The sequence below is a fragment of the Aurantimonas sp. E1-2-R+4 genome (assembly GCF_036549515.1).
GTDB classification, from domain to species: domain Bacteria; phylum Pseudomonadota; class Alphaproteobacteria; order Rhizobiales; family Rhizobiaceae; genus Aurantimonas; species Aurantimonas coralicida_A.
This window is the reverse complement of record NZ_JAZHLK010000014.1, coordinates 15,628-37,204: the sequence shown is the minus strand read 5'-3', so window position 1 is coordinate 37,204 and position 21,577 is coordinate 15,628. Positions and strand designations below refer to the sequence as shown.

At 62.3% G+C, this 21,577-nt stretch carries 23 protein-coding genes; 1 reads left to right on the top strand and 22 read right to left on the bottom strand.

The window, feature by feature from the left end; genetic code table 11:
- Positions 1-96: 96 nt before the first annotated feature.
- The 12 genes from VQ045_RS08705 to ybgC form a co-directional block, all read right to left on the bottom strand.
- Complete coding sequence (locus tag VQ045_RS08705) at positions 97-843, bottom strand: outer membrane protein (RefSeq protein ID WP_331829840.1); 747 nt, start codon at positions 841-843, stop codon at positions 97-99.
- Between the two features lie 231 nt (positions 844-1,074).
- The gene (locus VQ045_RS08700; RefSeq protein WP_327645895.1) at positions 1,075-1,971 is read right to left on the bottom strand and encodes an outer membrane protein; all 897 of its coding nucleotides are present in this window, start codon (positions 1,969-1,971) and stop codon (positions 1,075-1,077) included.
- A gap of 143 nt (positions 1,972-2,114) precedes the next feature.
- Entirely contained in the window at positions 2,115-3,461 is a 1,347-nt protein-coding gene (gene glmM / locus VQ045_RS08695; RefSeq protein ID WP_327623496.1) for a phosphoglucosamine mutase, read from the bottom strand.
- A 193-nt stretch (positions 3,462-3,654) separates the two neighbouring features.
- On the bottom strand, positions 3,655-5,592 hold the full coding sequence (gene ftsH / locus VQ045_RS08690; RefSeq protein ID WP_327623495.1) for an ATP-dependent zinc metalloprotease FtsH: 1,938 nt from the start codon (positions 5,590-5,592) through the stop codon (positions 3,655-3,657).
- A 31-nt stretch (positions 5,593-5,623) separates the two neighbouring features.
- Complete coding sequence (gene tilS / locus VQ045_RS08685) at positions 5,624-6,967, bottom strand: tRNA lysidine(34) synthetase TilS (protein WP_327623494.1); 1,344 nt, start codon at positions 6,965-6,967, stop codon at positions 5,624-5,626.
- A gap of 143 nt (positions 6,968-7,110) precedes the next feature.
- Positions 7,111-8,070, bottom strand: coding sequence for a tol-pal system protein YbgF (gene ybgF, locus VQ045_RS08680; RefSeq protein WP_331829839.1), 960 nt, complete (start codon positions 8,068-8,070; stop codon positions 7,111-7,113).
- Between the two features lie 313 nt (positions 8,071-8,383).
- Positions 8,384-8,905 carry a peptidoglycan-associated lipoprotein Pal gene (gene pal / locus VQ045_RS08675; protein WP_331829838.1) on the bottom strand — a complete coding sequence of 174 codons (522 nt, stop codon included), beginning with the start codon at positions 8,903-8,905 and terminating at the stop codon, positions 8,384-8,386.
- Between the two features lie 311 nt (positions 8,906-9,216).
- Positions 9,217-10,527: a Tol-Pal system beta propeller repeat protein TolB gene (gene tolB / locus VQ045_RS08670; protein WP_331829837.1), complete on the bottom strand. Its 1,311-nt coding sequence runs from the start codon at positions 10,525-10,527 to the stop codon at positions 9,217-9,219.
- A gap of 234 nt (positions 10,528-10,761) precedes the next feature.
- Complete coding sequence (locus VQ045_RS08665) at positions 10,762-11,823, bottom strand: hypothetical protein (protein ID WP_331829836.1); 1,062 nt, start codon at positions 11,821-11,823, stop codon at positions 10,762-10,764.
- Positions 11,824-11,838: 15 nt separating this feature from the next.
- Positions 11,839-12,285, bottom strand: coding sequence for a protein TolR (gene tolR, locus VQ045_RS08660; RefSeq protein WP_331829835.1), 447 nt, complete (start codon positions 12,283-12,285; stop codon positions 11,839-11,841).
- Positions 12,286-12,333: 48 nt separating this feature from the next.
- Positions 12,334-13,050, bottom strand: coding sequence for a protein TolQ (gene tolQ / locus VQ045_RS08655; protein ID WP_331829834.1), 717 nt, complete (start codon positions 13,048-13,050; stop codon positions 12,334-12,336).
- 242 nt (positions 13,051-13,292) lie between these two features.
- Positions 13,293-13,736, bottom strand: a complete 444-nt coding sequence (ybgC, locus tag VQ045_RS08650; protein WP_327645890.1) for a tol-pal system-associated acyl-CoA thioesterase — start codon at positions 13,734-13,736, stop codon at positions 13,293-13,295.
- A 311-nt stretch (positions 13,737-14,047) separates the two neighbouring features.
- Here ybgC and VQ045_RS08645 point away from each other — a divergent pair, with 311 nt between their 5' ends.
- Positions 14,048-15,514 carry a DUF2254 domain-containing protein gene (locus VQ045_RS08645; protein WP_331829833.1) on the top strand — a complete coding sequence of 489 codons (1,467 nt, stop codon included), beginning with the start codon at positions 14,048-14,050 and terminating at the stop codon, positions 15,512-15,514.
- Here the strand turns inward: VQ045_RS08645 and ruvB are convergent, their stop codons facing one another.
- From ruvB to VQ045_RS08595, 10 genes are all read right to left on the bottom strand, one after another.
- The gene (gene ruvB, locus VQ045_RS08640) at positions 15,515-16,558 is read right to left on the bottom strand and encodes a Holliday junction branch migration DNA helicase RuvB (RefSeq protein ID WP_331829832.1); all 1,044 of its coding nucleotides are present in this window, start codon (positions 16,556-16,558) and stop codon (positions 15,515-15,517) included. It abuts the gene before it with no gap.
- A complete protein-coding gene (locus VQ045_RS08635) occupies positions 16,555-16,959 on the bottom strand; it encodes a PIN domain-containing protein (protein WP_327623485.1) in 405 nt (134 codons plus the stop codon). The genes ruvB and VQ045_RS08635 overlap by 4 nt, the downstream gene beginning before the upstream one ends.
- Complete coding sequence (locus VQ045_RS08630; RefSeq protein WP_327623484.1) at positions 16,956-17,228, bottom strand: AbrB/MazE/SpoVT family DNA-binding domain-containing protein; 273 nt, start codon at positions 17,226-17,228, stop codon at positions 16,956-16,958. The genes VQ045_RS08635 and VQ045_RS08630 overlap by 4 nt, the downstream gene beginning before the upstream one ends.
- 65 nt (positions 17,229-17,293) lie before the next feature.
- Complete coding sequence (gene ruvA, locus VQ045_RS08625) at positions 17,294-17,917, bottom strand: Holliday junction branch migration protein RuvA (RefSeq protein WP_327623483.1); 624 nt, start codon at positions 17,915-17,917, stop codon at positions 17,294-17,296.
- Positions 17,914-18,327: a type II toxin-antitoxin system VapC family toxin gene (locus tag VQ045_RS08620; RefSeq protein ID WP_327623482.1), complete on the bottom strand. Its 414-nt coding sequence runs from the start codon at positions 18,325-18,327 to the stop codon at positions 17,914-17,916. The genes ruvA and VQ045_RS08620 overlap by 4 nt, the downstream gene beginning before the upstream one ends.
- Positions 18,305-18,574 carry an AbrB/MazE/SpoVT family DNA-binding domain-containing protein gene (locus tag VQ045_RS08615; protein WP_442879842.1) on the bottom strand — a complete coding sequence of 90 codons (270 nt, stop codon included), beginning with the start codon at positions 18,572-18,574 and terminating at the stop codon, positions 18,305-18,307. Before VQ045_RS08615 ends, VQ045_RS08620 begins: the two co-directional genes overlap by 23 nt.
- Before the next feature lie 102 nt (positions 18,575-18,676).
- Positions 18,677-19,195: a crossover junction endodeoxyribonuclease RuvC gene (gene ruvC, locus VQ045_RS08610; protein WP_327623480.1), complete on the bottom strand. Its 519-nt coding sequence runs from the start codon at positions 19,193-19,195 to the stop codon at positions 18,677-18,679.
- Between the two features lie 172 nt (positions 19,196-19,367).
- On the bottom strand, positions 19,368-19,955 hold the full coding sequence (locus VQ045_RS08605; RefSeq protein WP_331829830.1) for a hypothetical protein: 588 nt from the start codon (positions 19,953-19,955) through the stop codon (positions 19,368-19,370).
- Positions 19,956-20,358: 403 nt separating this feature from the next.
- The gene (locus tag VQ045_RS08600; RefSeq protein ID WP_331829829.1) at positions 20,359-20,571 is read right to left on the bottom strand and encodes a hypothetical protein; all 213 of its coding nucleotides are present in this window, start codon (positions 20,569-20,571) and stop codon (positions 20,359-20,361) included.
- The gene (locus tag VQ045_RS08595; RefSeq protein WP_331829828.1) at positions 20,568-21,449 is read right to left on the bottom strand and encodes an IS1595 family transposase; all 882 of its coding nucleotides are present in this window, start codon (positions 21,447-21,449) and stop codon (positions 20,568-20,570) included. The genes VQ045_RS08600 and VQ045_RS08595 overlap by 4 nt, the downstream gene beginning before the upstream one ends.
- Positions 21,450-21,577 lie beyond the last annotated feature (128 nt).

Genomic DNA, 21,577 nt, shown 5'->3' with positions numbered 1-21,577 from the left:
TGGTGGCGGCGGACATTCGGCGACCCGCCGTGCCGCGCCTGAAACGACAAACGGCGGAGCCAAGGCCCCGCCGTTTGTTTGGTGAAGCTGAAACTCCTACCAGAGCGAATAGCGGATGCCGACCTGAATCGTATGACGATCAAAACCATCGTCCCGAAGCGCATAATCGATGCCGTTGCCTTGCAGGCCGAAGAGATCGCCGGCTTCGACGTTGAGGTAGCGGTAGCCAATGTCGATCGCGACATTCTGCGTCACATCGTAGGCGACGCCGGCCATCAGGGAATAGGCGAAGCGCCAGTCCTTGGTGTCAGCGTAGGACGCGCCGGTCACCGTGGCGCAATCATTGGTGCCACTCGTACAGTTGATGCCGTAATCCACCTGCACCGCGCCCGCACCGGCGCCGAGATAGGGCGTGAAACCGATGAAGGTGCCTAGATCGACATAGGCATTGGCCATCAGTTCCCACGTCTCGGCGTCGCTGGAGAGGACATAGGGATTGTAGGTCGCGACGGGTCCGAAATTGACATCGAACTTCGAATAGCGCGCCGTCACGTCGGCCCGGAAGAAGTCCGTGAACCGATAACCGAACCCCGCCCCAAGGTCGTAGCCGTTCTCGAACTTCATTTCAGCCCGGCTGCTGCCTGCAACGGAAACGTCGCTGTCGAAGTCGTAGGAAACGTCCCCGCGCAAATACCAGCCGTTGCCGATCTCGACCGGAACCAGTTCCGGGACGTCCTGGTAGATTGGTTCCGCATAGATCGGCGGCAGGTCGGCGGCTTGAGCAGCCGGGATTGTTGTGCCGAGCGCGAGTACGCTCGCAATCAATGTCCTGGTGATAGTCATGGCTCCGCTTCCCACTGCCGTTCCGCCTCATGCCACCCGCCGAAGCGAAGGTGGCGTCTGGTGGTTACCGTCGCAGTGAAAGCTTAAAGCCCGATTAACCGTGTTCCTTAACCGTGATTGTTGACCGAGCGAGGTACCCCCCGGGATCCGAAGTGCTGGCAGAACGCGAAACGCCGCCGCCCTTTCACGGGCGGCGGCCTTTCTTTGAACCGTGGATTGCGAACGCTTGGCTTACTTGAAGACTACGTCCTGCGCATAGACCGGGTCAGGAGCATAAACCGGCGCCTTGCCCTTGCCCTTGCCGAAGCCACCGCCGCCAAATTCGTAGCGAAGGCCCGCGCGGACCGCATGCAGATCGTAGCCGTGGTCATAGCCCTGGACGCCACTGGCGCCGTTGGCGATGTCCTGCGCGTCCCAACCAAACGCCTCGCCTTCGGCGATGCGGGTATACTTGTATCCGGCGTCGAACTTCAGGTTCTGCGTGATGTCGATGCTCGCGCCCGCCATGAGCGAATAAGCAAAGCGCCACTCGGACATTCCTTCGTGAGTGAAGGTCTCGCCACAGTTGGTTGCGGTAAAGCCGCCATTGCATTCGAACTTGTTGTTCATCGTGCCGTAGGAGACGTTGGCGACACCTGCGCCACCGCCGACATAAGGCGTGAACCGTCCGTAGGTGCCGAGATCCACATAGGCGTTGGCCATCACGGTCCAGACGTCGATCTCCGAGCTGTCCGCATAGCTGCAATAGGCGCTCGGTACATCGACGCAGTTCGACGAACCCGTCACGTCCGCAGTGAAGTAGTCGGCCGTCAGGTCCATGCGGGCGAATGCATTGAAGCGATAGCCGAGACCGCCGCCGACCATGAAGGCGCTGTCGGTTTCGATGTTGTCATAGTGATAGTACTGGACGAAGTCGCCGCCGCCGTAGCCGCCGCGCAAATAGCCATATTTGCCCGAGGTTTCACTCTCGAAAACGTAGCCGACGTCACCGCGCAGGTACCAGCCCGCAGTCGACACTTCTTCCACCGGCGCCGGTGGGATGTACACCGGGGGCTCCTCGATAACATCGGCGGCGTTGGCGGTGGCTGCGAGTAAGGACAACGCACCGACGACGGCGACGGTCGTCACAAGTCTCGAATTCATAGCGATCATCTCCGGTTCAATCGGCTGCCGGGATTGGCACACCGTTACCTTAATGAACACGGTAAATCGCATTGGTTAACTGAGGGTTTACACGAAAAAATTAGCACAAAACCGATGCAATTGGGGCTTTACGCAGCGGCTTGCTTGAGAGCACCGACGATGTCGTCCACCACGGACAACACCAGCGCCCGATCGTCGCCTTCAGCCATCACCCGGATCAATGGCTCGGTCCCGGACGGACGGATCACCAACCGCCCACTATTGCCCAAACGCTCCCGCCCGGCGCTAATCGCGTCCTGCACGCGGTCTCGCTCCAAAGGCTCCCCGCCCGAAAACCGCACGTTCTTCAAAATCTGCGGCACCGGGTCGAACCGTCGGCAGACTTCCGACACCGTTCCCCCCTTTCGCTTGACGACAGCGAGAACCTGAAGCGCCGAGACCAGCCCGTCGCCGGTCGTCCCGAAGTCGGAGAGGACGATATGGCCGGACTGCTCCCCGCCGACATTGTAGCCGTGCTCGCGCATATGTTCGACCACGTAGCGATCGCCGACCTTGGTGCGGGCGAGTTGCAGGTGCCGAGCTTCCAGAAAGCGCTCAAGGCCGAGATTGGACATGATGGTCGCGACGATGCCGCCGGCGGCCAGGCGGCCGTCCTCCGACCAGCTCTCGGCGATCACCGCCATCAACTGGTCGCCGTCGACAACCGAACCGCGCTCGTCGACGATCAGCACGCGATCAGCGTCACCATCGAGGGCGATCCCGATGTCCGCCCGAACTTCCTTCACCTTGGCGGCGAGCGCTCCCGGAGCTGTCGAGCCGCAATTGTGGTTGATGTTCGTACCGTCGGGACTGATCCCGATTTTGATGACTTCCGCCCCGAGTTCCCAGAGGACCTCGGGCGCAACGCTGTACCCGGCGCCGTTCGCGCAATCAATCGCGACCCGAATTCCTTCGAGCGAAAGCTCGCGCGGCAGCGTCCGCTTGGCGAACTCGATGTAGCGATCATGCACGCCGTCCACGCGCTTGGCACGCCCAAGCCGGTTTCCGGTGGCGAGGCGCGCGCTCAGATCCTGGTCGAGAAGGCCCTCGATGGTCTGTTCGATATCGTCCGAGAGCTTGTAGCCCTCGGGGCCGAATAGCTTGATCCCGTTGTCCTCGAACGGATTGTGGGATGCGGAGATCATGACGCCGATGTCGGCGCGCAGCGAGCGGGTCAACATCGCAACGGCCGGGGTCGGCATCGGGCCGAGCAAAAAGACGTCCATGCCCGCTGACGTAAATCCGGCGACCATCGCGTTCTCGATCATGTAGCTCGACAACCGCGTGTCCTTGCCGATCACCACGCGATGTCGGTAGCTGCCACGCTGGAAGGCGAGCCCCGCGGCCATACCGACCTTCATGGCGATTTCCGGCGTCATCGGATGCCGATTCGCCGTGCCCCGGATGCCGTCGGTTCCGAAATATTTTCTGCCCATCGATGATCCCGTCGTCAGCTGATGGTTACGCCCCGTCCCCTTCTAGCGGACGGCGCTCGGCGCGCACAATGTCGCATGGATCGGTTACCAGGATGGTGCGGCCAACGACACACGACGCGAAGCCGCCTCTTGCAAAGGAAAAGAGCGGCACCAAGCCGCTCTTTTCCTTGCATTTGGGTCCGAAACCGTCCGGTCAGGTCGGCTGCGGTTCGAGTCCGTCGCCGGCCTTGTCGTCGCGCGGGCTCGCCGGCCGACCGGTCCCCGCCTTCGGCACGGCGGAACCGCGCGACGGCGGCGTATCATCGCCCATGTCGCGGGCTAGGGTCCGCCCCGCCAGCAGATCATGGACCTCGACGCCCGAAAGCGTCTCGTATTCGAGCAAAGCCTTGGCGATCATATGCAGATCGTCGATATGCTCGTTGAGGATACGGCGCGCCTTGTTCTCGGCCGCCTCGATGATTTCCCGCACTTCCGAATCGATCAGCCGTGCCGTGTCCTCGGACATGTTCTGCTGGTGCGAGACCGAATGACCGAGGAACACCTCGTCCTGATTGTCCTTATAGCGCAGCCGTCCCAGCTTATCGCTCATGCCGTATTCCATGACCATCGCGCGGGCCATGTTGGTCGCCTGCTGGATGTCATTGGAGGCGCCGGTGGTGACGTTCTCCAGGCCATAGATGATCTCCTCGGCGGCACGACCACCGAAAATCATCGCCAGCCGGGCTTCCATCTCGTTCTTGCGCATGCCGTAGCGGTCGCGCTCCGGCAGGTTCATGGTGACGCCCAGCGCCCGGCCACGCGGGATGATCGTCACCTTGTGCAGCGGATCGTTGAACGGCTCGTAGATACCGACGAGAGCATGACCGGCCTCATGATAGGCGGTGAGCTTCTTTTCCTCTTCGGTCATGGCCATGGAGCGTCTCTCGGCGCCCATCATGACCTTGTCCTTGGCGTCCTCGAACTCCAGCATGGTGACCAGCCGCTTGGCGCGGCGCGCCGCCATCAGCGCCGCCTCGTTGACGAGATTGGCAAGATCCGCGCCCGAGAAGCCGGGGGTGCCGCGCGCGATCGTCCTTAGATCGACATTGGGCGCCAACGGCACGTTGCGGACATGGACCTTGAGGATCTTCTCGCGACCGTTGACGTCCGGATTCGGCACCATCACCTGCCTGTCGAAGCGGCCCGGCCGCAGCAACGCGGGGTCGAGCACGTCCGGACGGTTGGTCGCCGCAATCAGGATGACCCCCTCATTTGCCTCGAAGCCGTCCATCTCGACCAGCAACTGGTTCAGCGTCTGCTCACGTTCGTCGTTGCCGCCGCCGAGACCAGCACCACGATGCCGCCCGACAGCGTCGATCTCATCGATGAAGATGATGCAGGGGCTGTTCTTCTTGGCCTGCTCGAACATGTCCCGCACGCGGCTCGCGCCGACGCCGACGAACATTTCGACGAAGTCGGAGCCCGAAATCGTGAAGAACGGCACATTCGCTTCGCCGGCGACGGAACGCGCCAAGAGGGTCTTACCCGTGCCCGGAGGGCCCACGAGCAAGACGCCACGGGGGATCTTGCCGCCCAGACGCTGGAATTTCTGCGGCTCGCGCAGGAATTCGACGATCTCCTCCAGATCCTGCTTCGCCTCGTCGACGCCGGCCACATCCTGGAAGGTGACCCGGCCATGCGCTTCCGTCAAAAGCTTGGCCTTCGACTTGCCGAAGCCCATCGCCTTGCCGCCCGCGCCGCCCTGCATCTGCCGCATCAGGAAGATCCAGACCGCGAGGATCAGGAGGATCGGACCGAACGACAACAGCATCGACCAGATTGGATTAGTGTTATCGCCCGGAGGAGCGGCATTGATCTGAATGTTCTTCGACTCAAGCCGCCCGACCAACGCCGGGTCTTCCGGCGCGTAGGTTTGGAACGGCGTGGCGCCGTCGGTATATTTTCCGCTGATCCGCGGTCCCTGGATAACCACCGATTGCACCCGGCCCGAATCGACGTCGGACAGGAACTGCGAATAGGGGACCTCGCGGGTTCCGGCGGTCTGCGAGCCATTCGAAAACAGCTGGAACAGAGCGATCAAAAGCAGCGCTATGATCGCCCAGAGGGCGAAGTTTCGAAAATTCTGGTTCATCAGTCATCCTGGGATGGCCGCCCGAGACCGCTCAGACGATTTCATCAAAGATAGGTGGTGAGCCCCTCCTTGCCAACATCATCGGGCGCTTTTGCGGCAAAATGCTTGGGCTCTCTGGCCCTTTGGTTACTGCAGTCACCATTCCGACCGCCGCATCGCACCGCGAAAGCGGCAGATCACGCATCAAACGCCACGCGACCAGCGAGGCGATTTCGAGCCGGTCGACGCCGGCGCCGGCCTTTCGCGCCAGCGCCTCCGGCACCGCGACAAGAGTGGTCCCGACTGTCAGAACGGGCAAGGATTGTTCGATCCGGTTGCCCCGTCCCAGCGATCCGAAGGCGACGATCCCCGCCCCACGGTTACAATGGTCGCGACTGAGGCGGATATCGAAGCGGCCATCGAAAACCACGTGGCTCGCGAGATCAGCCGGCGCCAGGCCGGCGATTCCCGTGCGTCCGAACTCACGCACGACCGTAACGCTGGATCGTGCGTCGACCAGCGCCCCGCCGAGCGACACCGCGATCCGATCGTCGGGCCCGCGTAGTGCATCGACGAGGCGCATAACGGAACGCCCGCCCGGAGCGTAGTCGCCGCCCGCGACAGCTGCGATGGCGCGCTGCATCAGCAAAAACGCCGTCGAGCGTTCGATCGCGGCCAACGCCGCACGATCGAAAACCAGCGTGCCGCCGCCGCTGGCGGCGAATTCACCCTTGGCCGCCATGGTGCCGATCGTCGCCGCCAGCTTTGCCTCGCCCGCGTCACGACGCGCGGCATGACTGGCGATCTCCATTTCCAGTCGGCGCCGGTCGATGTCGCCGGCAGCCAACTGCTGACGCAGCCGGACACGATGGTAGGTCACGTCGGCATTGGTGGGATCGTCGACGGCCCGCATCCCCGCGGCAGCGACCGTCGCTTTCAGCCGGCCGCCCGGCACATCGAGAAACGGACGCACGAGGGCTACACCGGGCGCGATATCACGAACCCAGCGCATGCCGGCCAACCCTGTGTTACCTGCCGCCCGCGCCCGCGCGAGGAGATGCGTCTCCAACTGGTCGTCCTGATGATGGGCGGTCAGAATAACGGTTGCGCCGCTCTGGCGGGCCGCGTCTAGGAGGAGGCCATAACGGGCGCGGCGGGCGGCCGCGGGAAGGTTGCCGCTGTGGGCCGGCTTTGCCCAGCGCATCGTTTTGTGCGGGAGCGCAAGGCTACGCGCGATGCTGGCGACGAAATCCGCCTCGATGGCCGATCGTTGGCGCAATCCATGATCGACGGTCACGACGTCGAATTGGATGTCGGAAAGAACTGGGGTTTTTCGCGCGTCGCTCGCCGCCAGGAGCAGCGCCAGCGAGTCTGGACCGCCAGATACCGCGAGCACCGCGCGTTTCGGTCGGCCGATGCGGCTGGCGGCTCGCGCCATCGCGGTGGCGAGACAATCGCAGAGATCGCGCGACGAAAGCGGTTGGGCGCCTGGCGGAACCTCCGGGAGGCGGAAGCTTGCTGTGATGGCCGATTCCGCGTTCAGCAGTTTGCCGCCTTCGCCTCGCTGGCCAGCTTGCTCTTCACACTGGCGCTCATCGTCGGATAGCGCCGCGCCACTTCCTTGAAGGTCACGCAGGCGGTCTCACGGTTGTCGAGCTTGGCCAACGACATGCCGAGCTTCAGCATCATGTCCGGCGCCTTGCTGTTCTTGGGATAGTTTTTCTGCGCATCGAGAAAGGTTTCTGCGGCATCGGCGTATTTCTGCTGCTGGAACAGGCTTTCGCCCAGCCAATATTCCGCGTCCGGCGTATCCTTCGCGTTCGGATAGGTTTGCGCATATTGCCGAAACGACTGCTCGGCGAGTTGGTAATCCCCGGCCAGGAGATAATTGTAGGCAAGGGCGTACAGATCCCCCGCCCCTTCCGGCGTTACTGCGGCGACCGTGCTCGACGAACCGGTCGTGGTTGCGTTTGAAGCGTCCCTCGTCGGGGCGCTGGAAGAACCCGTATCGAGGCCTCCCTCGAGAATGCGGCCGATGCCGTCGTCGCCGGATGTATCCTTCGCCGAGTCGCCGCGAGCGGCCATACGAACCGGATCTGTGTCCGCCGCGGGAGCCGCGTCGCCGCGCCGTTCACCGGTCGAACCGGAGCCGCTTCCCTTTTCGATTTCCTGGAAGCGGAACTCGTTGTCCTCCTGCTGCTTGCGCATGTCTTCCTGCGCCTGGAGCAACTGGAAGCTGAGTTCCTCCACCCTGCCGTTGAGCCGGCGGATTTCATCCTCGAGATGATTAAGCCGAACGATCGCGTCGCCGGCCTGCGCCAGACGGACCGGTTGTTCGCGATGGAAAGCGGCGTTTTCCTCCTCGAGAGAAGCTGCCCCCGCGCCGCTGGATCGCTCCGCGACGAGACCGAAAGCAGGTTCATACGCGGATGCACCGGACGAAACGCCCATCAGCAAGGCAAGGCAGGAAGCGGCAAGGATCGGCGGTCGGCAGGTCATGGACAACGGTTCTCTCGACAATGGAAGGCTAGAGCATCGGACCAAAAAGTGGAATCCGGTTTTTGGATCATTCCGATGCTCAATCAAAATGTTAGAGCGTCCTTTGTACGTCCGGATGGACGCACGGCGCTCTAATGCGATGCGAGCGGGTCCGTTCAACCGTCGAGGCCCGGCTCTTTCGACGCTTGGTCGCATTTAGCATGGAACGAGCGAGTTCGGCCAAAATTTGACACCATGAACACTCTTCTCGGAGCGCCAACGTGAAACGGCCCCGAAGGGCCGCCACGCGTCAATGCTGGTCTCTCGGACCCGGTTAGCTTCCGGCGCCGCCGAGAACGGTGACAGCGCGCCGGTTCTGCGACCAGCAGGAGATATCGTCGCAAACCGCCACCGGGCGCTCCTTGCCATAGGAAAGCGTCCGGATGCGGTTGGCCGCCACGCCCCGCTGGGACAGATAGTCGCGAGTGGCCGAGGCACGCCGGGCGCCCAGCGCAAGGTTGTACTCGCGGGTACCGCGCTCGTCCGCATGGCCTTCGATCACGATCGAATACTGCGGATACTGGTTCAGCCACTGAGCCTGGCGCGCGAGGGTCTGCTGGGCGTCGGCACGGATCGACGAGGAATCGGTATCGAAGAACACGCGATCGCCGACATTGACCGTGAAGTCCTGGCTCGTTCCAGGCGCTGCGCTGCCGCCAACGCCACCAGCGCCAAGGCCGAGCCCCGCCGCGTTATCCGGCAGCCCGTCCTTCTTGCTGGCACAGCCAGCGATCGCCAAGCTGGCGACGAGTACAAGCGCAATGCGGCTCTTAACCCCAAAATTGGTCCGGCGCATGGCCAGCTCCTTCAAATCAGATGAGTCCCTGTTACCCGATGTTTACCCTGACGATGTTTAACGCGTCGTAAAAAACGGTCGGCTTTTGACGATATCGTGAAGCGCTGATCTCATTGATTTCTCGCTAGAATACAGCGACGTGGCGACGACGGGGTAGGCAGCCGCCGACTGGTGCATGCAGGCAACACACTGGCGACAATGCACCCCCAAGCTTACTCCGGGCTGCCTCCCGGATCGGCCGGAATACGGGACCGGCGTTTGGATGGATCCCAAGCCCTCGGACGCCTTGCCTATTAAGTCCGGCGGGCGGCCTATTCGAGCGAGGGTGACCAGGCCGGGTCCGAGGCAAAGCCGGGCGTCGGAATCTTCTGCTCGTTATAGCCGGTGAGATCGATCGAATAGAGCTGCGGGCCACCACCGCCCTTGATGTCGCGAAAGAACATCAGCACGCGGCCGTTCGGCGCCCAGGTCGGCCCCTCATTATGGAAGCCGGAGGTCAAAATGCGCTCGCCCGAACCATCCGGGCGCATGACGCCAATCTGGAACTGGCCGCCGCTCTGCTTGGTGAAGGCGACGAGATCGCCGCGCGGCGACCATACGGGGGTCGAGTACGAGCCGTCGCCGAAAGAGATGCGTTGCTGGCCGGAGCCGTCAGGGTTCATCACGTAGATTTGCTGCCGGCCGCCGCGATCGGATTCGAACACGATGCGCTGGCCATCCGGCGAATAGGATGGCGAAGTGTCGATCGCCGTCGTTGAGGTCAGCCGGGTGGTCGCGCGCGAGCGCAAGTCCATGGCGTAAATGTTGGCGTTGCCGTCCTGCTGCAGGCTCATGATGACCTTCTGGCCGTCCGGAGAGAAGCGTGGAGAGAAGGTCATGCCGGGGAAGTTTCCGACGATTTCGCGCTGGCCGGTCTCCAACTGCAGGAGATAGACCCGTGGCTCGCCGTCGCCGAACGACATGTAGGTGACTTCCTGCCGGCTCGGCGAAAAGCGCGGCGTCAGGACGAGGTCGTTGCCCTGGGTGAGGAAACGCACATTGGCGCCATCCTGGTCCATGATTGCCAGCCGCTTGACCCGCTTGTCCTTGGCGCCGCTCTCGGACACGAACACGATGCGGGTATCGAAATAGCCCTTCTCTCCGGTCAGGCGCTGATAGATCGCGTCGGCAATGATGTGCGCGACGCGGCGCCAGTTCTCCGGATTGGTATAGAATTGCTGACCGTCGAGTTGCTGGCCGGCAAAGGTATCCCAGAGCCGGAATTCAACCCGCAGGCGCCCGTCGGCTTCCGGCGTCACACGACCGACGACGATCGCCTGGGCATTGATGACCGTCCAGTCGGTGAACGTCGGGCTCGTGTCGACGGTCAGGCCCTTCTGAATGAAGGCGGATTTGTCGATCGGCGCGAACAGGCCCGAGCGCTTCAGGTCGGCCTGGACCACTCCGGCAATCTGCTGCCCGATCCCGTCCTGCGACTGGAAGTCGGTGATCGCGATAGGCAGCGGCTCGACATTGCCCTGGGTGATATCGATTTCGACAACCGCCGAGGCTGGCGCCGCGAACAGTATGGCACCGGCGATCGCCGCGATGGCCATAAGAACGCCTCTGATGCTCGTTTTCATTCCACGATCTTCCGTTGAGTTCGGAGGCGGCAACGCCGCTAAGCGGCTGCGCCTTTCGTTTGAATTGCTACCGGTTCGCCGCCTGTGCCGCGCGTTGGGCGGGATCCAACGTGGTCGTCGCCGATTGCGTTCGCGCGGCCCAACGGCGCCGTTTCGATCGTCCTAACACGCAATCGGGAGATTGTATGACGCCGCTATACGCTTCGCGGCGCGGTTGATCGCTCGTCCTTGGCATCAGAACATCTGGCTCGGATCGAAATTGACAACGACGTCGGCCCAGGTTTCATATTTTTCCGCCGGCAAGTTGTACGGAGCGCAGCGCTGCACGGCACGAAGCGCGGCCTCTCCAGCGATCCGCTCGATCATCGAGCTGCCGCCGCCGTTGACGATTTCCGGACGGGCTTCAAGCTGACCAGACGAATCGAGGCGCATCTGGATCGATATCCGCAGTGAACCGGCTTCCGACACGCCGGACGGTGGCGACCAGCATCGCTGAATCTGCCCGCGCAGCGCGTCGAGCTCGCTCTGGGAAAGCTTGGCGCCCGTCTGGCGCTCGGTCCCGAGCGAGGCTTGCTCCTCAGAGCGCTTCGCACCACCACCGGCCGATTGCTCCTTGTTGAGCAGTGCGGCGATCTTGTCGGCGTCGAATTGGCTCTCCTCCGGCGTCCGCGTCTCGGCGGTCTTGGTCTCTTTCGCCGGCTCCGGCTTTTTCGGCTCGGGCTTGGTTTCCGCCACCACCGGCGCGGGCGGTTTAGGCTTCGTCGAGGGCACTGGCACGTTCTGCGGCAACGGAGGTTCGGCCGGGGCCGCCTCGGCGGACGCGATGGCCTGCTCGACCGCGTCGACCGGCGGCGGTGTTTCTGCCGGCGTTTCGGCCGTCACCGGATTCGGCGGCGGAGGCGGCGTATCGGCCGGAGGGGGCGGCGCCGGTTCTGGTTCGGGTTGCGGCTCGGGGGCCGGAGCTTCCGCAGGCTTTGCCGCCGCGGCCTGTTCGCTCGCCTTCGGTCGGTCGACGGGCGTCGGCGGCGTCTCCAGATCAGCCTCGTTGTTGCCGACATTCTCGGCCGGCATCGGCAGCGTCTGCGGCTTTTCCGTCGGCTTGGGCGCGGGCGTCTCGGTCATCGGCGCATCCTTGGCGCCGACCACAGACTGCGACAGCGACTCGATCGGCACGATCTCGACCGGGAAGGACTCGATGTTCGCGACCTCCAACGGCTCGGGCGCCGACAGCGACCCCAGGCCCCAGGTCAGGACCGCCGTATGCAGGATCGTGGAGACAACGACGCCGGATTTCATGGAGACCCGATTTGGTTACGCGTTGAGGTCTTGATCGGTGACAAGACCGATATTGCGGAAACCGGCCGCCGAGATCCGGGCCATGACCTTCATGACCGTGCCGTAATCCGCCGCGCGGTCGCCGCGCACGAAAATCCGCTCCTTGTAGCCGGCCTTCGCCACCGCTTCGAGTTTGGCCACAACCTCGTCGATCGGAATCTCGGTGTCGTTCAAATAGACGGCGCCGCTCGAATTCACCGAGATGGTGATCGACTGACTTTCGGAATTCAGTGCTTTGGCTTGGGTTTCCGGCAGCTCGATCGGCACGCCGACGGTCAACAAAGGCGCCGCGACCATGAAGATGATCAACAGCACCAGCATCACGTCGACCATCGGCGTGACGTTGATTTCGCTCATCGGTTGGCGCCGACCGCGGCGACGGCGCGATCCCGAGGATCGCCCTGATCCCGCTGACATGCCCATGGCTGGTTACCTTTCCGACCAAAAACGGTCGCGCTTCTCGGGTCGCGCTTAGCGCGAAGGCAGCTTTTCGTCGATCTGCCGCGACAGGATCGCCGAGAATTCGTCCGCGAAGGCCTCGAGCCGCATCCCCAGCTTGCCGGCGTCCGACGACAGCTTGTTGTAGGCGACCACCGCCGGAATCGCCGCGACCAGGCCGATCGCGGTCGCCAGCAGCGCCTCGGCAATACCCGGCGCGACGACGGCGAGGCTGGTCTGTTGCGAGCCGGCGATCGCCTGGAACGAGGTCATGATGCCGATGACGGTGCCGAACAGTCCGACGAAGGGTGCCGCCGAGCCGATCGTCGCCAGGAATCCCAGGCGCGACTCCAGACTGTCCATCTCACGCGCCAGGGTCACGTCCATCGCCTTGTCGATGCGGGTCTGCAGGCCGACCGGCGAGCGGGCGCCTTTCTCGAACGACTTCTTCCATTCGCGCATGGCCGCGACGAACAGCGCGCCCATTCCCGACGTCTTGCGCTCCGAGAGGCTGTGATAGAGTTCCTCAAGCGACTGGCCGGACCAGAAATTGCTCTCGAACTTGTTGAGCTGACGGCGGAAGCGCCCGTAGCGCATCGACTTGTCGATGATGATCGCCCAGGTCCAGACCGAAGCGAACAACAGTCCGATCATGACCAGCTTGACCACGAAGCCCGCCTGCCAGAACAAATCCCACAGCGACACCGTGCCGGCGGCGGCTAGCGTTCCCTGAACGACTTCTCCGTCCATTCCCCAACATCCTCGATATGCGGAACCATCGGCATGACAACCCATCGCGGGTGGCCCCTGCCGCGAACACGACCGGCTCGACATGCGCCAGCGTACCGCTCGCTCGCGTAAACCCTTGATGCCCTTTCACAAGCGAATCCGGTGAAAGAATGGCGTACTTTGCGTAAAACTGGTTCAATTTGATTGATGCATCGGTAGGGTTAACGATCCGTTAGCGCCCCGCCGGCTCCCGAGCGAGCCTCTCAGTCCCCTGCCGGCGCCAGTTGCGCCAGAACAGCCGCCGGCATCCGCATGGGCTTGCCCTCGGGCGAGATCACCGCCACCTTGACCTTGGCCTCGATCAGCGCCTCCTCGCCGCGCGTGATGCGCTGGATCAAGAGGATGCGCGCCCCGCCGAGACGGTGTGTTCTGGTCTCCACAGTCAGGACGTCGTCGATCCGCGCCGGTCGCAGGAAATCAATATCCATGTGCCGGACCGCGAACGCCATCGACGGCCCGTATTTTCCCGCCAGCAGCTCGCCGTGCCCGATACCCTTCAGACGCAGAAGGTCCGACCGTCCTCGCTCGAGAAAATTCAGATAGCGCGCATGATAGACGACACCGGAAAAATCCGTGTCCTCGAAATAGACGCGAATCCGCAGCTCGTGACCGCTTGGTGTGAGGCGGCCGGCCAATTGATCGGTCATCACGCGCCCTCATATCTGCGCCGCCCCGGGGGCGCTGGCTCGGCCGACTAGACGGCCCGAAACGCGCGCCCGTCGCCTTGCCCACTTCTCAGCGTAGCCGTCCGCATATCCGACGACGTCGGACCGGACAAGGAGTTTCCGCGGAGGCATGCGGGCTATATCATCAGCCTCGAAAAGGCATGGATCATTGCTAATTCCCGCATGTCTGGCGGAGCCTGTTGGTGCTCGGCCGAACAGGCCGCGCCTTGCAGACCGGACCTGGCCGTATAGATCATAGGTCCTATTCCATGACCCTCAGCATTCGAGGCCCGATGCACGCACTTTTCCTCCAATATTACGAGCGCATCGGCGCCAGCTACTGGTTCATTCCCTCCATCATGGCCGTCGGCGCCGCGATCCTGGCCTTCGTGCTGATCGAGATCGACCTGCGTGTCCCGCCGGACGCGTTCGGCGACAATCCCTTCTTCTTCGCCACGCAGCCAGACGGTGCCCGTTCGATCCTGTCGGCCATCGGCGGCTCGATGATCGGCGTCGCCGGCACGGTGTTCTCGGTGACCATGGCGACCGTCGTCTTCGCCTCGGGAAGCTATGGCCCCCGCCTGCTCACCAACTTCATGAACGATCGCGGCAACCAGGTCACGCTCGGGGTCTTCGTCGCCACCTTCGTCTATTCGATGCTGGTCCTGCGCAGCGTTCGAAATGGCGGCAGCGAGGACATCTACGCCGCGATGTTCGTTCCCAACATTGCGATCTTCGGCGCCATCGTGCTGGCGATCGGATCGATCGGCATCCTGATCTTCTTTATCCATCATGTGCCGTCGACCATCCACATCTCGAACGTCATCGCCGGCATCGGCAAAGGCTTGCTCCGCGATATCGAGTACCGTTTTCCGATCAACGTCGGACATCCCGCCGAGGCGGACGACCGCGCCAATACCCTTTGGCAAGTACCCGCCTGCTTCCGCCCCGACACGGCGGATGACGCCGCCATCGCCCCCTATAGCGAGCTCGAAGCGAACGAGACGGGCTATATCCAGGTCATCGACTACGAAACGTTGATGCATGCGGCCCGCGACCACGATGTGATCGTCAGGATGAATTGCCGACCCGGCACCTTCGCGCACTCAGGCATCGTGTTATTCGATGTCTGGCCCAGCGAACGGGTAACCGACAAGGCGCGCGGCGCCCTACTCGCCTCCGTCGCTCTCGGCCAAACCCGTAGCGTGTCCCAGGACCTGCTTTTCCTGTTCGACGAACTGGTCGAGATTGCCGCCCGCGCACTCTCACCGGGGATCAATGACCCGTTCACGGCAGTCACTTGCCTGGATTGGCTCGCCGCCGCCTTATCCGGTCTGGCCGGGCGCGCCGCGCCCGATCCACTCCGGATTGACGACAATCGGAAGCTCCGCGTGATCGGCGGTGCGCTGACCTTTGCCGGCTATCTCGACCATTCCTTCGGCCATCTGCGCCAATACGCGGCGACCGACATGATTGCCGGTGAACATTTCATCGACTCGCTGGCACGGATCGCACCAGCTTGCGGGACGCCCGAGGAGCTTCGTGGGTTGCGCGACCAGAAGGAAGCCCTGCTGGCACTATCCAAGACGGCGCTCGCCGGGGCCTCACTCGAAACCATTGAGGCGGCGGGCCGGCGATTCGACCAACAATTGGCCCATCCGCGCCTGCGCCGAACCGGAATCGATCGGACAGCGACGTCTCGCGACATGCGGACCAGCGACAAGCCGTTGAAGGGTTCCGTTTCGCCGACCACCGGGTGATCAGTTGTTCGGATCGTCCTCGAACAGCGCTGACTGCGACCCCTGATAGCTCGGCGGCACGGCGAGGCCGATATGCCGGAACGCGTGCTGCGTCAAAAGCCGGCCGCGCGGGGTGCGCTGGAGGAAGCCCTGTTGCAGCAAATAGGGCTCGACGATGTCCTCGATGGCGTCACGCGGCTCCGACAGCGCAGCGGCGATCGTCTCGATCCCGACGGGGCCACCGCCGAAATTCAACGCGATGAGGTCGAGATAGCGCCGATCGAGCTGGTCGAGGCCGAGACTGTCGACCTCCAGCCGCGTCAACGCCGCGTCGGCGACCTTGCGGTCAACCTCGCTCACGCCCGCGACATCGGCGAAATCGCGCACCCGCCGCAGCAGCCGGCCGGCGATGCGCGGTGTGCCGCGCGCCCGGCGGGCGATTTCTCGTCCACCCTCTTCGGCCATCGGCAGGCCCATCAGTCGGGCACCGCGCCGAACGATGTGCTCAAGCTCCTCGACCGTGTAGAAATTCAGCCGCACGGGGATTCCGAAGCGGTCGCGCAAAGGCGTCGTCAAAAGCCCCACCCGCGTCGTCGCGGCGACCAAGGTGAACTTCGACAGGTCGATCTTCACCGAACGCGCGGCCGGCCCCTCGCCGATGATCAGATCGAGCTGGAAATCCTCCATCGCCGGATAGAGAATCTCCTCGACAGCCGGGCTGAGGCGATGAATCTCGTCGATGAACAGGACGTCGCGCTCTTCCAGATTGGTCAGAAGCGCCGCGAGATCGCCGGCCTTGGCGATAACCGGCCCCGATGTCGAACGGAAGTTGACGCCGAGTTCCTTGGCCATGATCTGCGCCAGTGTCGTCTTGCCGAGGCCTGGCGGACCGACGAAGAGTACGTGGTCGAGCGCCTCCCCCCGGGTCTTCGCGGCCTCGATGAAGACCTTCAGATTGGCCCGCGCTGCCGTCTGCCCGACGAAATCGTCGAGCCGCTGTGGCCGCAGTGTGGCGTCGATGTCCTCGCCGCGCTGATCCGGGGTGATGAGACGGGTGTCGCTCATGAAAGGAGCTTCATCGAAGGAATGACCTTTGCCGCGCGCTTGTCGAACGTAACCGTATTCTCACATCCGTGATGCGTGTTCCTGGCCGCGATCAACGCATCGGAGAATCCCACGCCTTCCCGTGCCATATCAAGGGCAGAACCGACCAGAGCAGCATTCTCGATTTCGACATCCGCCCGCTGCGAAATCTGCTCGATGACATCCAGAATTTGGTCGGCTGACAGCCGATAGCGAGAGCGTAAAGTCCAGGCGAATTCGACGAGCACCAGCTGATTGACGAAGATCGCTTGGCCCTTCGACGAAGCCGCGAAAAACTTCTTGGACGCTTCGAACTGGACACTATCGTCCGTTACAAACAATCTCAGGAGAACATTCGTGTCGACGCCAATTCGGGTCGTCACGCGGAATCACCATCGTCCTCGCCGAGGACATGACGCGCCACCGCGGCCGCAACCGCCTCGTCCATCTCCTCGATGGTCGTCGGGCGTCCGAGAGGATTGCCCAGAACACCCGCGAGATCGATCATCCTCAATGTTCGCGGGATGATAGAAGCCTTGCCGTCGGTAATCTCCCATTCGATACGGGATCCATCCTCCAGCCCAAGCTCATCACGAACCGCCTTGGGAATCGTCGTTTGCCCCTTGGAGGTAACGGTTCCGAGAATACCCATCTCCTTACTCCAATCGCCATCCTTACACACCAAAATAGTAAGGATTTCTTCCTCGCACAACCCACCTAGCCGCGGCTCAGTGCCTTCAGCCCCAGCCGGATCAGCGTCGCCGAATCCGCGTCCTCGGCTCCGTCCCGCACGGCTTTGGCCACGGCATTGGCCGCCTGGTCCCGCGCATAGCCGAGATTGACCAACGCCGAGACCGCATCGCTGATCGGTGCCGGCGCGACGCCCTCGCCGAGCTCGCGTTTCAGCCCGTAGCTTTCGTCCGATCCGGCGCCGGAGAAGGCCGGCGCCTTGTCCTTCAATTCCGCCACGATGCGCGCCGCCACCTTCGGCCCGACGCCCGGCGAACGCGCCACCATCGCCTTGTCCTGCAGCGCGATCGCGTTGGCGAGATCACCGGTCGACAGCGTGCCTGTCACCGCCAGCGCCACCCTTGCGCCGACGCCCTGGACGGTCTGCAGCAGCCGGAACCAATCCCGCTCGACGGCTGAGGAAAAACCGTAGAGGCGGATCATGTCCTCGCGAACATACGTCTCGACGAAGAGCACGATCGCCTCGCCTGGCCCGGGCAAGGACGCCAGCGTGCGCGTCCCGCAATAGGCGATGTAGCCGACACCGTGGACGTCCACGACCACATGATCCTCGCCGATCTCGTCGACGGTGCCCTTCAGCTTTCCGATCATGGATGGGTCTCCGGCGAAACGATCTCGAGATCGGGAAAATAACTTCGGTAGCGGGAGGCATCCCGCGTCAACAGCCGATGGCCGCGAACGAAGGCGTGCGCGCCGATCAGAAAATCAGGCAGAGTGCGCTCCCGCCCCCCACCGCGCGAACGGTAGAGCCGATGCGCCCGCCCGGCCGGAAACGCGGCCTCGAACGGAAACGGCTCCCGACGCGGTCGCATCCAAGCGACCCGCGAGAACAGCTCTTCTTCCCGCATCGGCACGGCGAGCTCCGCCCAGACGATCGCGCTGAGGACAATCTCGCCGCTCCGGCACTCTTGCCTGACGGCCTCGATCGATTCCTCGAAAAACTGCCCGGTGCCCAGCATATCGATGAAGATGTTGGTATCAATCAACGTCGAGGTCTTCACGGGGTCCCCTCAACCAGTCCACATAGGACTTGCCGTCCATCCCGTCGGTATCGATCGTACCGCGCATCTCTGCCACATGCCGATCGAATGCCCGGTTCCAAACGACAGGATCGTCGTCCGCACAGGTGCGAACGAGCCGCACCGCGTCACCCGTATCGACGAAGTCCACCTCGCTGCCCGGCACGATGCCGAGCTTGTCGCGGATCGCCTTGGGGATCGTCACTTGACCTTTTTCCGTCACCCTCACCTGCCGCTCGCCTTCCATTTCAGCGAAAGTAATACCTGCCGGTAATACCTATTGACGGAAATGGAACATGTCAAGAACATCCGGTCTTGGTCGGCCACTGCATCAACGCCCCGCCATCAAGGCCCTCGCCTGTGCCGATTGGCGATGATGGGTATGGCAGATGGCGATAGCGAGCGCGTCGGCCGCGTCGTCGGTGTCGAAGCTTGCTTTCGGCATCAGCACCTTGACCATCATGTGGATCTGCTTCTTGTCGCCATGGCCGACGCCGATGACCGCCTTCTTCACCGCGTTGGGTGCGTATTCGGCGACCGGCAGGCCGGCGAGCGCCGGCACCAGCATGGCGATGCCGCGCGCCTGGCCGAGTTTGAGCGTAGCAACGGCATCCTTGTTGACGAAGGTCTGCTCGACCGCAGCCTCGTCGGGCTGATGGGTGTGGACCACCTCGGTCAGCCCGTCATGTATCTGGCGAAGCCGGGAGGCGAGGTCCAGCTTGTTGTCGGAGGTCACCGTACCGCTCGCGACGAAGCGCAACGAGTTGCCGAGCGTCTCGACGACGCCCCAGCCGGTGCGGCGAAGGCCCGGATCGATGCCGATGATGCGAATGGATGCCTCCTGCAACACTTCCTTAATCTCCGATCCTAGCCGACTCGGAGCGCATCAGATAGGCAAATCATGAACGAAAAAAGAACGAAGAGGGAGCAACACGCATAACGCTTCGGAAGGATCAGCGAATGCGATGGGACCTATATACGTGTGTGACCCATTGACCATTTGAAACAACGGTTCCCACTTTTTAGACGAGGCTCTTCGCTTCCTCGTCGTCGTTGAATTCGGACTCTGCCACATCGGAGTCCGCGATCTCACCTTCTGGCGTATGATGAACCGTATCCATCTCTTGCGCGGCATTCGGGTCGTAATCGAACTCGGCATTCGCAATGTCAGTCGGCCAATAGCCGCCGCCCTTCACCCGCACAATGTAATCGCGCATACGCCACAACATCGTTGACAGAACCATACGCGGGTCCTTGCCCTGGATGACCACCCCGCAGGATGTGAGCAACTCGAACAGCTCGTCACGCATAATCGGGGACCCGCGCGTCAGAATGATCTCCCTTGCCACGGCAGCAACTTCCTCTTTGCGTGAATTACCCGTCGCCCTCTTCGGTGTATCGCCTGACGACTCCTGTTTGTTCTCTTTCTGATCGGAATTATCCACAGGAATCTCATCAACACCCCCCGCGAAAGAATGCCAGTCGCGTATGAAAGCGTCGATGTGCCCGATTTTTTTATCAAGCGCCGCTATCTCGCTGTGGAGCTCCAAGCGACGGTCAACCAATTGTTTTTTCTTGGATTCCGCGTTTTCGAGGGCTTTGTCTGTCATCGCATATGGCCTCCATTTCAAGGCTGACCATAACCCACATTCACACCGCGCGTACAGAGTCATTCAGCCTCTTGAATGAATCTAACTTTAAAGTTATAGAATGGGGAGACCCGAAAATGCGAAAGGCCCGCTAGGATCTTCACTCCTAGGCAGGGCCTTTCTCGGGAACAACGGTCGTGGGACTGCTTCAAAGTCACGACTGTCGGATAGGTTAGGCGTGGTGGGCCACTATTCTCCCGTTTGGGAGCATATACCACTCGCCGACCGTCTGGTCAATGTTGAAGCACTTCGAAAGGAGTGCTGCCATGGGACTACGTAGTCGCGTATGTCACCTGGTCCGCGCCTACTTCCGCGTTCGGTTCGGCCGCGTGGAGTACGTCCGGGCGCATAGCCGCTGCTGCGGCTAACCGTCAGGTGGACCCTTCGTCCCGCTTGACGGCGTAGCTTTTCGGCGGGTCTTGGCCGTCGGGGTTTCCGATCCCGGCGGTTTTTTCTGCTTACCCCGATTCCCTAGCTTGTCAGCTTCGTTCTTGTCGGTTTGCGCAAAGCGCCGCATCGCCTCATCAAAGCCCATGTCGAGGTAAAGCGGTGGCTCATATTTTTTGTCACATGTCATGCGATCAGCTCCCTGTAGCGAAGCCGACCGGAGACATTCGACAGAAGGGCGTTCATACGGTCGCCTTCGCCTTGTTCGCGGCGATTGAAGCGCCACGTCATTTCCGAGAGATAGCGGCCAAGGTGCTTGTCCGAAATCCAGTGGTGAATGCCATAAATCTGACGCTTGATGTGCGACCATGCGCCTTCGATCGAATTGACGTGTATCCAGACCGCCCGGACGTACTCGCCGCCAGAGTGGTTCACCGTGCGGTGATAGTAGTCGGCGCCAATGCCCTGATAGCCGCGGTACTCGTCAGTCAGGACGATCGAACCCTTGGCGACCTGACTTTCGACAGCGCGCTTCACGTCCTTCAAGGAAGTCAGATGGAACGCCCGGAACTCGCCGTTCCGCTCCATTGCGCCCCACACCACGGCTTTGCCAGATGGGCCGCGCTGCCCGCCCCGCTGGTGAGCGTGTTTGTTCTTGTCCTTGCCGCCGATGAACGTCTCGTCGATCTCGACAGTGCCCTTGAGCGGCGCGTTAAAGGATTTCGTGCGAGCCGCAACGCGAAGGCGATGAAGCATGAACCATGCGGTTTTCTGCGTCACCTTGATATCGCGGGCAAGCGTCGTGCTGGCGACGCCCTTTTTGTGCGACGTGATCAGCCAGACCGCCATGAACCATTTGCGGAGCGAGATTTTGCTGTCCTCAAAGATCGTCCCGACCTTGATGCTGAAACGCATCCGGCATTCGCCACACTTGTGGTTCCGCTGATCGGCGAAGTGATAGACATTTACCGATCCGCAGTGCGGGCAATGGGCGTTCTCATCGTTCGCTCCCCAGCGCATAACGCGGAGGTGGTCAATCGCGGACTGCTCGTCCGGGAAGGCTTCCATCATGTCGAAGAGGCTGTTGAACTGTTTCACGGCTATCGCTCCATCTCGATAGCCTGAATTTAGGTGTTTATAGGACCCGTGTCAATGGGTCACACACGTATATAGGTCCCAATGCGATGACTGCCGCG